This window comes from Mycobacterium helveticum (assembly GCF_007714205.1).
In the GTDB taxonomy this organism is placed as follows: domain Bacteria; phylum Actinomycetota; class Actinomycetes; order Mycobacteriales; family Mycobacteriaceae; genus Mycobacterium; species Mycobacterium helveticum.
This window is the reverse complement of sequence record NZ_VMQU01000044.1, coordinates 1-12,221: the sequence shown is the minus strand read 5'-3', so window position 1 is coordinate 12,221 and position 12,221 is coordinate 1. Positions and strand designations below refer to the sequence as shown.

The 12,221-nt window shown below is 64.9% G+C and carries 16 protein-coding genes and 1 tRNA gene; 11 read left to right on the top strand and 6 right to left on the bottom strand.

Annotated features, from left to right (window positions below):
- The first annotated feature begins 10 nt into the window (after nucleotides 1-10).
- Nucleotides 11-1,000, top strand: a complete 990-nt coding sequence (locus FPZ47_RS12345; protein ID WP_144945771.1) for an alpha/beta fold hydrolase — start codon at nucleotides 11-13, stop codon at nucleotides 998-1,000.
- A 90-nt stretch (nucleotides 1,001-1,090) separates the two neighbouring features.
- On the opposite strand, the gene FPZ47_RS12340 is transcribed toward FPZ47_RS12345, so the two are convergent.
- Together FPZ47_RS12340 and FPZ47_RS12335 are read right to left on the bottom strand one after the other, a co-directional pair.
- Nucleotides 1,091-1,690, bottom strand: a complete 600-nt coding sequence (locus tag FPZ47_RS12340; protein WP_168209429.1) for an RES family NAD+ phosphorylase — start codon at nucleotides 1,688-1,690, stop codon at nucleotides 1,091-1,093.
- A complete protein-coding gene (locus FPZ47_RS12335) occupies nucleotides 1,687-2,340 on the bottom strand; it encodes a hypothetical protein (RefSeq protein ID WP_144945777.1) in 654 nt (217 codons plus the stop codon). Before FPZ47_RS12335 ends, FPZ47_RS12340 begins: the two co-directional genes overlap by 4 nt.
- Nucleotides 2,341-2,768: 428 nt before the next feature.
- On the opposite strand from FPZ47_RS12335, the gene FPZ47_RS28915 reads away from it, so the two are divergent.
- The 3 genes from FPZ47_RS28915 to FPZ47_RS12320 all read left to right on the top strand — a co-directional run bounded on the left by FPZ47_RS28915 (nucleotide 2,769) and on the right by FPZ47_RS12320 (nucleotide 3,868).
- On the top strand, nucleotides 2,769-3,032 hold the full coding sequence (locus FPZ47_RS28915; RefSeq protein ID WP_210419890.1) for a hypothetical protein: 264 nt from the start codon (nucleotides 2,769-2,771) through the stop codon (nucleotides 3,030-3,032).
- Between the two features lie 121 nt (nucleotides 3,033-3,153).
- Nucleotides 3,154-3,474, top strand: coding sequence for a DUF732 domain-containing protein (locus tag FPZ47_RS12325; RefSeq protein ID WP_144945780.1), 321 nt, complete (start codon nucleotides 3,154-3,156; stop codon nucleotides 3,472-3,474).
- A gap of 70 nt (nucleotides 3,475-3,544) precedes the next feature.
- Nucleotides 3,545-3,868 (top strand): hypothetical protein, encoded by a 324-nt coding sequence (locus tag FPZ47_RS12320; protein WP_144945783.1) that lies wholly within the window; start codon nucleotides 3,545-3,547, stop codon nucleotides 3,866-3,868.
- Between the two features lie 238 nt (nucleotides 3,869-4,106).
- On the opposite strand, the gene FPZ47_RS12315 is transcribed toward FPZ47_RS12320, so the two are convergent.
- Nucleotides 4,107-5,297 (bottom strand): cytochrome P450, encoded by a 1,191-nt coding sequence (locus tag FPZ47_RS12315; RefSeq protein WP_144945786.1) that lies wholly within the window; start codon nucleotides 5,295-5,297, stop codon nucleotides 4,107-4,109.
- A gap of 168 nt (nucleotides 5,298-5,465) precedes the next feature.
- On the bottom strand, nucleotides 5,466-6,326 hold the full coding sequence (locus FPZ47_RS12310) for a hypothetical protein (protein ID WP_144945788.1): 861 nt from the start codon (nucleotides 6,324-6,326) through the stop codon (nucleotides 5,466-5,468).
- Nucleotides 6,327-6,394: 68 nt separating this feature from the next.
- Between FPZ47_RS12310 and FPZ47_RS12305 the strand changes: the two genes are divergently transcribed.
- Nucleotides 6,395-6,577: a hypothetical protein gene (locus FPZ47_RS12305; RefSeq protein WP_144945791.1), complete on the top strand. Its 183-nt coding sequence runs from the start codon at nucleotides 6,395-6,397 to the stop codon at nucleotides 6,575-6,577.
- A gap of 141 nt (nucleotides 6,578-6,718) precedes the next feature.
- On the opposite strand, the gene FPZ47_RS12300 is transcribed toward FPZ47_RS12305, so the two are convergent.
- Together FPZ47_RS12300 and FPZ47_RS12295 are read right to left on the bottom strand one after the other, a co-directional pair.
- Nucleotides 6,719-7,468 (bottom strand): class I SAM-dependent methyltransferase, encoded by a 750-nt coding sequence (locus tag FPZ47_RS12300; protein WP_144945794.1) that lies wholly within the window; start codon nucleotides 7,466-7,468, stop codon nucleotides 6,719-6,721.
- Nucleotides 7,469-7,911: 443 nt separating this feature from the next.
- Nucleotides 7,912-7,985: transfer RNA gene (locus FPZ47_RS12295), tRNA-Leu, on the bottom strand.
- Nucleotides 7,986-8,341: 356 nt separating this feature from the next.
- Here FPZ47_RS12295 and FPZ47_RS12290 point away from each other — a divergent pair.
- From FPZ47_RS12290 to FPZ47_RS12265, 6 genes are all read left to right on the top strand, one after another.
- Nucleotides 8,342-9,193 carry a PPE family protein, SVP subgroup gene (locus FPZ47_RS12290; RefSeq protein WP_144945797.1) on the top strand — a complete coding sequence of 284 codons (852 nt, stop codon included), beginning with the start codon at nucleotides 8,342-8,344 and terminating at the stop codon, nucleotides 9,191-9,193.
- Between the two features lie 85 nt (nucleotides 9,194-9,278).
- On the top strand, nucleotides 9,279-10,460 hold the full coding sequence (locus FPZ47_RS12285) for a PPE family protein (protein WP_246133203.1): 1,182 nt from the start codon (nucleotides 9,279-9,281) through the stop codon (nucleotides 10,458-10,460).
- Between the two features lie 158 nt (nucleotides 10,461-10,618).
- A complete protein-coding gene (locus FPZ47_RS12280; protein WP_144945803.1) occupies nucleotides 10,619-10,915 on the top strand; it encodes a WXG100 family type VII secretion target in 297 nt (98 codons plus the stop codon).
- Nucleotides 10,916-10,959: 44 nt separating this feature from the next.
- The gene (locus FPZ47_RS12275; RefSeq protein ID WP_144945806.1) at nucleotides 10,960-11,244 is read left to right on the top strand and encodes a WXG100 family type VII secretion target; all 285 of its coding nucleotides are present in this window, start codon (nucleotides 10,960-10,962) and stop codon (nucleotides 11,242-11,244) included.
- Between the two features lie 252 nt (nucleotides 11,245-11,496).
- Nucleotides 11,497-11,826 carry a hypothetical protein gene (locus FPZ47_RS12270; protein ID WP_246133624.1) on the top strand — a complete coding sequence of 110 codons (330 nt, stop codon included), beginning with the start codon at nucleotides 11,497-11,499 and terminating at the stop codon, nucleotides 11,824-11,826.
- 123 nt (nucleotides 11,827-11,949) lie between these two features.
- On the top strand, nucleotides 11,950-12,221 hold a 272-nt coding region (locus FPZ47_RS12265; RefSeq protein ID WP_145039444.1), incomplete at its 3' end, for a WXG100 family type VII secretion target.

Sequence of the window (12,221 nt, the reverse complement as noted above, 5' to 3'; positions counted from 1 at the left end):
AGCGGTCGTCGTGAACGCCGAATTCCAGCACGCCGACGTCGCCGCCAACGGCATCTCGATCCACACCGTCTGCCTCGGCGACGGCCCGCTGGTGGTGTTCTGCCACGGCTTCCCGGAGTCGTGGTACTCGTGGCGGCATCAGCTCACCGCGGTGGCCGCCGCCGGATTCCGCGCGGTCGCCATGGACATGCGCGGATACGGGCAGACCGGCGCGCCGGCGGCGATCGGCGCCTACACCCTGTCGCACCTGGTGGCCGACGTCGTCGGTGTGGTCGGCGCGCTCGGTGCCGAGCAGGCAGTCGTGGTGGGCCACGACTGGGGGGCGCCAGTGGCCTGGTACAGCGCGTTGATGCGCCCGGACCTGTTCCGCGCCGTGGCGGCGCTGAGCGTCCCGTACACGCCGCCGATACCCGGCTTGCCGGAGGGCCTGACGATGAACGATCTGATGCGGGCCAACGCCGGCGCACGCGACTACTACCGGCTGTATTTTCAAGAACCGGGCCGGGCCGAAGCCGAGATCGAGGCGGACCTCGATCGCTTTGTGCGCGGGTTCTTCTACACGATCAGCGGCGACATCGTCGCCGACGAGAAACGGGCCGGAGGCTGGGACGGGTACTTCGCCTCGGGGGAGCGTTTCATCGACCAACTGACGGTTCCTGCGACGCTGCCCGCCTGGCTGAGCGAAGACGACGTCGACTTCTATGTTGACGAGTTGTCGCGCAACGGGATTCGTGGTGGGCTCAATTGGTACCGCAACATCAACGCGTTGCCGACGGTGTTGGCGCCGTTCCTCGGTGCGACGATCCGCGCGCCGGCGCTCTACCTGGCCGGCGAGCATGACCTGATCGCCGGTAACACCGACGAGGCGTTGGCGGGCATGCGAGCCGCGCTGCCGAATCTGCGCGGTATGGAATTGCTTGCGGGCGCCGGGCATTGGGTTCAGCAGGAGCGTGCCCACGATGTGAACGACGCGCTCGTCGGTTTCCTGCAATCGCTGTGAGCGATCAGGGGGATCACCCAGTTCACCGCGTTTCAGGCAGCATTGCCCGTGTCAAAGCCGATTTTTTCTGCTGCCGCGGCAGCAGAAGATTCACCATCGTGTCGCGATCGGATCGTCGAAGAGATCGTATGTGCCGGTGGTCTTCCACTGCTCTGCTGCCGTATGTGGAGCGCCGAACCATCGCACGTGGGCAGCCACTTCAGCCGGGGCGCGCCCGGCGTCGGTGAGGTGTCCGGTCGGCACTTCCTCGGGGGTAAGCGGCTGGCGCAGAAAGGGATTAAGTACCCGGATACCGAAAAGAATCAGGTTATAGGTGCCCGGCAGCGCGGCCGAGGGGACTGTCATCGCGTCGGCTCCGCTCTCGCGAACCGCATCGGCCAACGCCTGGGTGGGCGCGTAGTCCTGGCCGACCAGCTCGTCGGCGGACAGACCATAGGCGGCGCAGTCGTCAAAGTCGACCCGTATCGGGTCCACCTCCAGCGTCGCCGACCACAGGTTCAACACGACCTCGTCGGGATCACCCGTCGGGCCCACGTTGTGGCGCAGCAGCTCCGCGGCAGGGCCCAGCGGATGAAGGCTCAGATATTGGACGGTCTGGTTGCGTGCGCGGTGGAAACGACCGGAGCGTGAACTGGGAAACGCCCACCACGGCGAGTCGTAAGCCGCGTGCCGAAATGCCGTGAGTCTCACGCCGTCATCGCGCGGGCGCCGGCCGCGGCCGCCAACAGCCGCGGGTAGCACAGCGGGTCATCGAGCAACTCGACCGGAGGCCGGCCCAACTCGGGATGCGTGCGGCCAAACCACGCCAGCACCCCGGGACCGGTGAACGAATGGCGCAGCTGGTTGACCACTTGTCCCACCGCGCGAATACGCGCCGCGTCATCTGATCCCGGCTCACTGCCGTCGTCGGCGAGCCAGCGCTGCAGCTGACGGACCGACACCCCGAGAAGGTCGGCCAGCGTTTTCTGTGGTGCCGCAAGAATGCCGACGGTGCGGTTCAGCACCTCCCGCACCGGCGCATCATCGGCGTACGGCCGATCTTCGGTGAGGTCGCGCAAGGCATGGCGCAACTGCTCGAGCGCAACGCGAACATCGCGACGTCGCTGCGCGGCATCATCATGGCGAAGCGCCTTCTCCGCCCGGAAAGCCGCTGCCCACAGCGTGGTCGTCAGGTAGGGGTCGGCCTGCAGGCGCAGCGGAGTCGCAGCACCCAACGCCGACTCGAAGCTGTCGATCAACTGACCCACCTCATCGGGCACCGTTGCCGAGCGCTGCAACAGCGCGGTGACCTGATTGACCTGGCCGAGCAGCTGCCCAAGGTCCGCCTCTGTCGTAGTCATGTCGCTATCGTACGACATAATTCCGCACAACTGGGAGCAGCCGAGGCGGGCGATCCTCGACGGTCAGCGACTCATGAGGCTCCATGAGGGCGCTGCAGGGCATCAGGTGGGCAGGCCGGCTCTCGTGACTGCGTCGCGACGCCGATCCGTCGCTGCTGCCCGGCGCCATCGAGGAGATCATCCGCGACGACAAACCGCTCCACTATTTCCGGCGCACCGCTCGTGTCGACACCGAACTCGCCGGCGCCCGCATCGCCGCCGGCGTAGTGGCTCGAAAAACGTTGTATCACAGATGAACTCAGTCAGTCAGCGCATGGCACCGCTCACCAGTTCCGGGTGCGCATCAGCCACACGATGGATCAACAATCACGTGCCGTACGAGGTGGCCCGACGACGGCCCGCTAGCCGACGGCCCGTTCGACCTGCCGTTGACCTCGCGTGCTCAAACCGATGGCGACACCCGCCTGGCCGAGATGAACGGCACCGTCGACACCAACCTGCTCACCATCATCATCCTCGAATGCGGCCACCGCTACAGCTGCCCGATGAAGCTGGTGAACCTGTCTCGGGAACTCCTACGCCGTCAGCGCGATAGGCCCGAACTACTTCGACCGGAAAAGAAGGGACTTTCCTCGCGCGAGAGCCCAACCTGCCGCACCGTTGATCCAGCGGCTCATCGACGTACACCATGAGCGGTCCGGGGTCGCAACGATCTGCCGGGCACTGGCAGGGGGTCCCGTCAGGACGTAGGACCATCACACTCGACAAGACAACCACGGCGTCGTGGAGGATGATAAGACGGTGCGATTCCTCATGGTATTGGCCAACCTAGCCGCCGTCGTCGGCGCAGCGGTGCCGGCGCAGGCCGAGCCGAGCAGCATCGACCCGGGTCTGGATGGGAGCTTTCTGAGCCAGCTCAGCCAAGCAAGCATCACCTATACCAACGGGCCTGCCGCCGTCGCGGCCGCTCACACGGCGTGCGACATGATGGACTCGGGCCAGAAGGAAATCGACGTCATCAAAAAGGTGATGACTCTGAATCAAGGATTCGGCCTTGCCGGCGCGACTAGGTTCACGGCGATCGCATCGAGCGTCTACTGCCCCGACTACCTGTCGAAGTCCAGCGGTAAATGACCAGCCCTGGACAACCCGGACACGTTGCCGCAAAATACTGATGGTTAGCCCACTGACCAATAACGCAGGGATGAAACAGCGAATGATGATGTCCTTCAAGGCTAGACGGGTCGCCGCTATCGGCGCCGCTATTGCCGGCATCGGGTCGGTGAGCTTGGCGAGTTCAGCTGTGGCGCACGCGCAGCCGCCCCGCATCTCCCCGGCCGGCGAGTTCACGTGCCCTGACGGCGCCGGGCTCCAGTATGTGCAGGACCCGGACGATTCACAGGCATACTACGTCTGCGCCGATGGCAAGGAGCAGGACCATCAGAAGTGTCGGCCAGGTGCTTTTCTTGACCTCACTGCGACGCCGCCCGAGTGTTTGACTCCTGATCAAGAAGATTATCCGAAGTAGGAACGCGCCAACGCAACATCGTGGTGGATGTCGATGACGAACCGCGACACCGGCCGTGGCGCGCCAGTTGATGCTGGTGCCACCTGCGGATCCACCCGCAGTAGAGATTTCGTTGAAGTCCCGCCACCGCGTGTGCGCACCGATTCATCCGCTGTGGTGCTGTCGTGTCGGCGACGCCGACGTGCCATCACACTCCGCTGATGCACGCGCCGGGGTCTCGCGGATGATCCCGAACTCCTCATGGGGATGTCTCCCAACGCAGCATTAGGCTGCCCAGGTGAGTCACGCCAGTCGGTACATGTCTAATGGCTGGCACGAAGCCAGATTCCAGTTCGAATTGCGGTACGCGCCCCAACCACGCGGTCAGGAACTCAACAATTTCAATACGGGCCAGGTGCATACCCAAGCATCTGTGTATACCGCTGCCGAACGCCCAATGGCGTTGGCGCAGAATGGTTCCATCGCTGGTCGTTGCTATCTCATCACCTCCGCTCTCGCGGCCCGCTGCTTCCAAGGCCAGCCACACCACACTGTGCGCCGGGATCGTAAAGCCGCCGACTTCGACTTCTCTTGTGGTAACGCGCGGTATGGCCGGCCCTGGTGCCTCCAACCGCAACATTTCCTCGACGAACGCCGGGATCTGGCCTGGGTCTTCACGCAACCGGGCCTGTAGTTGCGGATCGCGCGCGAGACGCAGAAGCGAGAAACAAATCGCCGCCGCGACCATTTCAATGCCTGCAACCGAGAACAACAGAAGGACGACGGCAGCCACCTCGGCCCGGCTGAGCGGAAAATCCTTGTCGCGGGCTCGTCCCTCGAGGAGCGGCCAGAGAACGCCGGGCGGCCGACGGGGCTTTCTCAGCCCGTCCCCAAGCGCGGAATCCAGCCAGTTGAAGAGTTGAAGTTCGGCCGTCCCGTCCAAGTCACCGATCACTGCGGCCCGGATCAACTGTGCCGCACTTTCGTCGTCCGACGGCAAACCGCAGACCAGGAGCAGCGATTGGCAGGCGTATGCATCGGCGAGGCCGGTCGCATCACACTGCCCTGCGCCGGTGACCCCGCCGATCAGCGCCGCGGCCTGCGCGCGCAAGCCCGAAGCAAAAGGGGCCAATGCTTTGGGGCTGAAGAGTGGATGGAGGACACGACCGAAACGGGCATGATCCGTTCGCGTTCCACAGGACAACGGCACCTGCGGAAGCGGTACACCGAACGAGGTGATCTTAAAGGTTTTCGGCGGCGACATAAACGTGCCCGGATCGAGCAGGGCTGCCCGCACATCGTCGCGCCGTGTGAGGTAATAGCCGTGCAGCATGGGTTTGCCGGCTTCGATTTTCACCACCCGGCCCAGGCCGCGCAGCTGACGCCAGAAGGCGCCGCGGTCGGCCGCGAAGACCGGACTCTCCTTGTGATGTGAGGGAGGAGAATTCACGCTGAACTACCTTTCTTGCTGATGTTTTCAGGTCCATGTTTTCGGGGCGGTGGAGCGATCATTGCGCAGATCCACCGCCCGGCGGGGGCATCGACGGGGGGCCGGTTTGCCGAATCCCAATGATCGTTCGGGCGTGGGTGCTGGTGCCCGTTCCCAACCGGGGCGCGATCATTCCCAGCCGGTTTCCAGCAGGTCGCCAGCCAGACGACGGATGTTGCCTGTCGCCGTCTGCATCGTCGTCATTGCCCGAAAGATTGCCTCCACGACCGAGCGGGGCATGGTGCAGTTACGGATCACCGCTTCCCGGAACATCGCCTCAGCGTGTGAGCCGAGTACCGTGGTGGCGTTCACCGCGTCAAGGGAATCATGAAGCGCCTTGTTACGGGTAAACATTTGCGCCGCCGAGATTTCCAGCTGCATATTCTTGAGAAGGGAGTCAAGTTTCTTGCTGTTCGCCGCAAGTGCGTCCTCGCGTTCCTGTTTCTCGGGCATCGTCACCACTTTGTGTCCCCGCTCCGTGAGTCTTGACAGCTCGAGGGTGTAGTCGTTGACCGCGCGAGACACCCGAATCACGGCGAGTTTGAACTCTTGTTCGCGCAGATGGACGCGTTGGATGCGAGCTTGTTCCCGCTGTGCTTCAAGCTCGATTCGGTGTAGCTCGCGCGCATTGTCCAGCTCTCTGGCCGACCTTTGCTCGGCCGCCTCAAGCTCACGCCGCAGTCGCTCATGCGCTTCCCTGACGTCGTCTCGCGCCCGGCTCCGGATGACGAGCGACTGCCACAGGACGACGAAGACGGCGACGAAAGTGGCAAGACATGGAAGGCGGGCGGCTTGGGAAGCGACGTCCCAGGAGCGAGCCGGCAGCAGCCAGGCGAGCAGCACCGCGAGGAGGAGTGCTGCGATTCCGCGGGAAACACACAGCGCGGCGCAATGCCGCCAGTGCCGGCGGTCGCGCAGTTCCAAAGGCACTGCGCCTGATCGGACTTCGCGGCGGCCCGCGGGCTGGTCCGGTTGGGACGGTTCGCTCATAATTTCCTTTTCACCAGGCTCTCGTCGGCGGGTCGAGCATTGGTCCCGGCGGTGCACTCCGACGGCGCTTGGGCAACGCGACGCGGCACACCCTTTCCGGCGGCATCATGCTCAACATCGACAAAAACATCACCCTGCAAGCTCGAACTCCGCAATCACCACCCAAACCGGTCGACGCCCCCAACGCCGCACAACACCCAATCCCTCTGTGGAACAATCGGTTCCTGGGCTACACCTTCCCGCCACGCTGACACCGGGGACCGCACGGGAAAAAACCTCAATTCGATTTCCGCGCCGGGAATCGCGGGTAGAGCGTTCCACCGCATTCTCCTTTGCCGGTTACCTCGTCGCTGCCCCGGTGCCGGCCGGCTCCTGAGCTTCTTCGTCTGCGATCAGTCCACCCGGGTGGCGTGCATCTCCCAAAACGGTGCGTACGCGAGGCCATTGGTCAGCCAGGGCTCGATCAACCGAAACCCCTCGACGAAAGACCTTATCTGCTCGGCCTTATCGGGATTGCGGGCGATCATCATGTCGAAGGATTCCATGCTCATGTTGACCTGATACGTGGTCGGCCCCAGATACGTGAGCTGCCAACCGGCGTCGGGGAACATCTGTATGAAGTCGTCCAGGGACACCGAACGCGGAGCAACGATGCCGTTGACACTGTAGTGGGCGTACTCGAACATGTAGAGCCGCGCTCCGGGCTTGGTCGCCCGATGCAAAGCCTGCGCATAAATCCGCTTCGCCTCAGGCACGTCTGAAAACACGTGATAGAACGCGCAGTCAACGACCGTGTCGAAGCGGTTCTCCAGGCCGTCTAGCCTTATCGCGTCACCCACCTGAAAGTTGACCGAAACCCCTGCGCGGCGCGCGTTCTCCTTTGCCCGCTCGATCGCAGCCGGTGAGGAGTCGATACCGGTCGCCGAGTACCCCTTTGCGGCGTAGTAGATGGCGTGATGCCCCGGACCGGTACCCGGGTCAAGAACCTCGCCCTTGACCGCACCCAACGCAACAAGTTGCTTAACGATCTCCTGCGGGCCGCCGATGTCCCACGGCGTGGCCGCCGGCAAGCCGTTCGCGGACTGCTGATTGCGATACATCTTCTCGTAGCGGAGGGGATCGAATTGCCCGGGTTGGCTCATCCCGCAACGATAAAGAGTTTGTCGGAGCCACGCTCGGCGAGCAGACAACATTGTTTCGGCGGCAACATTGTTTCGGCGGCAACGTGGACCGTGGCTCGTTGCCACACCGGATTGCCTGACGTTTCCGTCGTGGAGATTCTTTCTCACTCACGATCTTCGGGCGGGGCCGCGTTCCGCTTGCCGGGGTGATCCGCTCCTCGATCGTGACCAGCTGCTCGCGCGCCACGCCATGCCCGTTGCGGCACACCCCGCGCCCCGCCTCGGTGGACGCACCGATCAACCCGTCATCAACGGCCTCGACGGTGTAGTTGCCACCACCGGCAACAGCCGGAGCGCTCCCCTGATTTCCTTCACGCTGACCGCCCGAAAAGCCATGCTCGGCCGCGCCGCGGGTCCCCCGGACAATACCGCCGGCGTCGGCGTCACCAGCCCGTTCGTCAGCGTGCCCCCAGTCGGGCTCGAACCGACACTGGACGGATTTTAAGTCCGCTGCCTCTGCCAATTGGGCTATGGGGGCCCGGCGGCGAATGTAGCGCGCGCGAACGGGGCCGGGGGCATCGCATCCCCCTCGAGGCCGGCCCGCACCCCAACATGCGACCCGGCCGCGCTTCGAGTATTGTCCCGCCGCTGAGCCGCGTATACCCCGTACTGCCGCCCTGGCCACATGACAGCGCTATGTCGCTCGACGGCGACTTGTTAAAACTGCCCGCGCCATCGTTAAAAAAGCGTAAACGGCTGCCAGCGCGCTCTTTTCGGCCGCGACTGTGGAGACGTGGATCGTTAGCCTTACGCCAATGCACAGCAGTCGTTGGGCAAACACCCAGGGTCGATCGGCCGCATAGGGCCAGCGATTTTGACACGACGGAGGAACGGATGTCATTTCTGAAAACACTGCCCGCAGAATTGTCCGCTGCGGCGGCGCAGCTGGAGGCCATCGTCAGTTCGCTGACCGCGCAGCACGCGGGCGCTGCGGCGGCGACCACGGCCATCGCACCGGCAGCCGCTGACCCGGTGTCGTTGCAGCAGGCGGCGCTCTTCTCGGCGTACGGCACTCAGTATCAGGCGACGGCAACTCAAGCTCAGACCGAACAGCAGCAGTATGTGAACACGCTGAACCAGACTTCCGGTACCTACTCAGCTGCCGAGGCCAGCAACACGGCCCAGCAGTCCCTGGACCCAGCCTCATTGATCAACCAGGCCTACAACTTCCTGAGCAGCAGCAACGGGCTTTTCAGCCCCTCGGGTGGTGGAACCACCATCGGCATGGACGAGATGGGCAACTGGGCCTCGGCCTACTCGGACACCATCGGGATGGGGGGCGGCGGCCTTCTTTCGGCCATATCGGCTCCCGAAGAGGCCGGCGTCGACCTCGGCGGCCTTGCCGGCGCAGCCGACCTCGCGGGCGCGACGACGCCGGCCGTCGGTTCCGGCGTGGCCGGCATCGGTGCGATGCCGGTGGCCAGCGTGGGTTCGGCGACCATGGTCGGCAAGTTGTCGGTGCCGCCGAGCTGGGCCGGCACGGTCACGACGGTGTCGAGTAGCACCCCGATGGACCCGATGGCCCTGCCGACTGCGGGCTGGACCGCCGGAGCGCCGCAGTCCGGTCCGGGCGTGGCCGTCCCCGGCATGCCCGGGCTGGGCGCGGCCGCGCGTAACAGCGCCGGCTTCGGTGCGCCACGCTACGGCGTCAAGCCCCTCGTCATGCCCAAGCCGGCGACCGTCTAGGCGGCAACAGCGCCCGCGCTGCACAACTGATCAACACGAAGCCAAATTCAGCTAATTAAGAGGAAAGGGATAGACCCCCATGGTTATGGATTTCGGAGCGATACCCCCGGACGTCACGTCGGCGCTCATGTATTCGGGCGCGGGCTCCGGACCGCTCATGGCCGCCGCCGCGTCATGGTCCAACCTGGCCGCGGAGCTGGGCACCGCAGCGTCTCAATGGGAGTCGATCGTCACGACGCTGACCACCGAGCACTGGACGGGTGTGGGGTCGACAGCCGCGACCGCCTCAGCCGAATCCGTCGTGTCCTGGCTGACCACCGCGGCGGCGGCGGCCGAACATGCAGGCGCCCAGGCGACGGCGTCGGCGGCCGCGTACGAAGCAGCGTTCTCCGCGACGGTGCCGCCGCCGGTGATCGCTGCCAACCGTGCGCAGCTGACGGCGCTGGTCGCGACCAATTTCCTGGGCATCAACACGGCGGCAATCATGGCAACCGAGGCCCAGTACGCCGAGATGTGGGTCCAGGACGCCACCACCATGTACACCTACCAGGCCGCCTCGACGGCCGCCGGGGTGCTTCAGCCGACCGCGCCCGAGACGCCGGCCACCAACCCGGCCGCGGCCGGTATTCAAGCCGCGACGACAGCCCAGAGCGCGGCGGCAGCGCCCGCGCAGGGGGGCCTCGGTTCTGCCATCTCGGGCCTGCAGACCGGCTTCTCCGAGTTGCAGAGCTCACTGAATTCGATTCTGACCCTCAACGGCCAGATCCCGTCGATTGCCGATTTCGCCTCGATTCCGGTCGTCCAGAATGTCATTTACAACATCGGTGTCACCGCGGCATGGAACGTCGCCATGATCACCGCGACCTTCCCGCTGCTCGGCCACTTCCTTGCCGGCGCTCCATTGGGTGTCACCGTCGACGACGTCACGCCCCTGGGTGCCGGCTTGGGGATAGGAACGTCGCTGGTGGGCTCGACCACGCCGCTGGGCCTGGGCGGCGCGGTGTCGGCGGGTCTCGGCGAGGCGTCCGCCGTCGGCGGTCTGTCGGTGCCGGCCGGCTGGTCGGCGGCCGCCCCGGCGACGCTGGCCTCCTCCACCGCCCCGTTGGAGGGCTCGGGCTGGACCGTCGCCTCCGAGGCGGCCGAGCCGGTCACGGCGATGCCCGGCATGCCGGGGATGGCGGCGGCGGCCAAGGGCGCCGGCGCCTACGGGGCCGGGCCGCGCTACGGCTTCAAGCCGATCGTCATGCCCAAGCAGGTGGTGGTCTGAGACCGGAAAAGCAGCGACACGGCATCCATGTGGGGCAAGCAGTTAACCGGCAGGCCGTAATCTGTCCGGGATGCGGCCACCGCCGCAGCGACCGCGACTGCTGAAGACTTCGACCAATCCAAGGCTCGAAAAACAAGAACGACAAGGAGATAGGCAAAATGGCAACACGTTTCATGACCGACCCGCACGAGATGCGGGCGATGGCGGGCCGTTTCGAGGTGCACGCGCAGACCGTCGAGGACGAGGCCCGCAAGATGTGGGCGTCGTCGATGAACATCGCCGGAGCGGGCTGGAGCGGCCAGGCCCAGGCGACGTCCTACGACACCATGGGTCAGATGAACCAGGCGTTCCGCAACATCGTGAACATGCTCCACGGGGTGCGCGACGGGCTGATCCGCGACGCCAACAACTACGAGCAGCAAGAGCAGGCCTCGCAGCAGATCCTCGGCATCTAGTAGCGAAAACCGCAGTCATCCAACACTTTCGAAGGAGCTAAGCAATGAGCATCAATTACTCGTTCGGGGATGTGGACGCTCACGGCGCCACGATCCGCGCGCAGGCCGCCTCGTTGGAGGCCGAGCACCAGGCCATCGTTCGTGATGTGCTGGCCGCCGGTGACTTCTGGGGCGGTTCGGGTTCGGTGGCCTGCCAGGAGTTCATCACCCAGTTGGGTCGCAACTTCCAGGTGATCTACGAGCAGGCCAACTCCCACGGCCAGAAGGTGCAGAGCGCCGGTTCCAACATGGCCAGCACCGACAGCGCCGTCGGGTCCAGCTGGGCCTGACCATGAGCTACGGGGCGCGGGTAACACTTCGGGAGCGACGTGTTACCCGCGCCTTCGGCTTATCGGGGGAGCCCACGCGGTTCGCGCGCGGTGCGACAACCGCGCGGTGCGACAACGGCGTCGCATCCCGTTCGGCGAGCGAAATCGGGAAATCCCGGATATTGTCCCGAGAATTGACTTACGATTCTCGCAATGCTCGGTGGCGGTTCGCCGCCGGGTTCGAGAGTTCGAACGGCTATGAAAGGGGGCACCGTGCTTTTGCCTCTGGGTCCGCCCTTGCCGGACGATTCGGTGTCGGCGAAGCGGGGCGAGTCGGGCATGCTCGGCGGATTGTCCGTGCCGCTCACCTGGGGTGTGGCCGTACCGCCCGATGACTACGACCATTGGGCTCCGCCGGAGCCGGAGGAGGGCGTGGCCGCTCCCGAAATGCCGATCGAGGAGCCGGTGCCCGGCGCGATCACCGCGGAGACGGACGAATGGGACGAATGGGCCCAATGGAGTGAATGGCAGGGCGAAGCCGAACCTCGCTTCGACGTGCCACGGACCAGCGGCGTGATACCGCGTTCCCCGGCGGCCGGCTAACCGGAGGGGGGAATGAAGATGTTGGTGTTTCACCGCTGATCGGCGGATCTCCGCTAGCCGCCGACAACAACAAAGCTAACTGACGAGTCCAAGTAAACAAACCCAGTAAGGAGACCAGGCAACATGCCAACACGTTTTATGACTGACCCGCACGAGATGCGGGCGATGGCGGGTCGTTTCGAGGTGCACGCGCAGACGGTGGAGGACGAGGCCCGCAAGATGTGGGCGTCGTCGATGAACATTGCCGGTGCGGGCTGGAGCGGTCAGGCCCAGGCGACGTCCTACGACACCATGGGTCAGATGAACCAGGCGTTCCGCAACATCGTGAACATGCTCCACGGGGTGCGTGACGGGTTGATCCGCGACGCCAGCAACTACGAGCAGCAAGAGCAGGC

Coding starts and splice junctions, on each gene's coding strand:
- FPZ47_RS12335 (WP_144945777.1), bottom strand. CDS start 2,340: ATGACTACGACAGAGGCGGACCTTGGGCAGCTGCTCGGCCAGGTCAAT.
- FPZ47_RS12325 (WP_144945780.1), top strand. CDS start 3,154: ATGGTATTGGCCAACCTAGCCGCCGTCGTCGGCGCAGCGGTGCCGGCG.
- FPZ47_RS12320 (WP_144945783.1), top strand. CDS start 3,545: ATGAAACAGCGAATGATGATGTCCTTCAAGGCTAGACGGGTCGCCGCT.
- FPZ47_RS12310 (WP_144945788.1), bottom strand. CDS start 6,326: ATGAGCGAACCGTCCCAACCGGACCAGCCCGCGGGCCGCCGCGAAGTC.
- FPZ47_RS12300 (WP_144945794.1), bottom strand. CDS start 7,468: ATGAGCCAACCCGGGCAATTCGATCCCCTCCGCTACGAGAAGATGTAT.
- FPZ47_RS12290 (WP_144945797.1), top strand. CDS start 8,342: ATGTCATTTCTGAAAACACTGCCCGCAGAATTGTCCGCTGCGGCGGCG.
- FPZ47_RS12285 (WP_246133203.1), top strand. CDS start 9,279: ATGGATTTCGGAGCGATACCCCCGGACGTCACGTCGGCGCTCATGTAT.
- FPZ47_RS12280 (WP_144945803.1), top strand. CDS start 10,619: ATGGCAACACGTTTCATGACCGACCCGCACGAGATGCGGGCGATGGCG.
- FPZ47_RS12275 (WP_144945806.1), top strand. CDS start 10,960: ATGAGCATCAATTACTCGTTCGGGGATGTGGACGCTCACGGCGCCACG.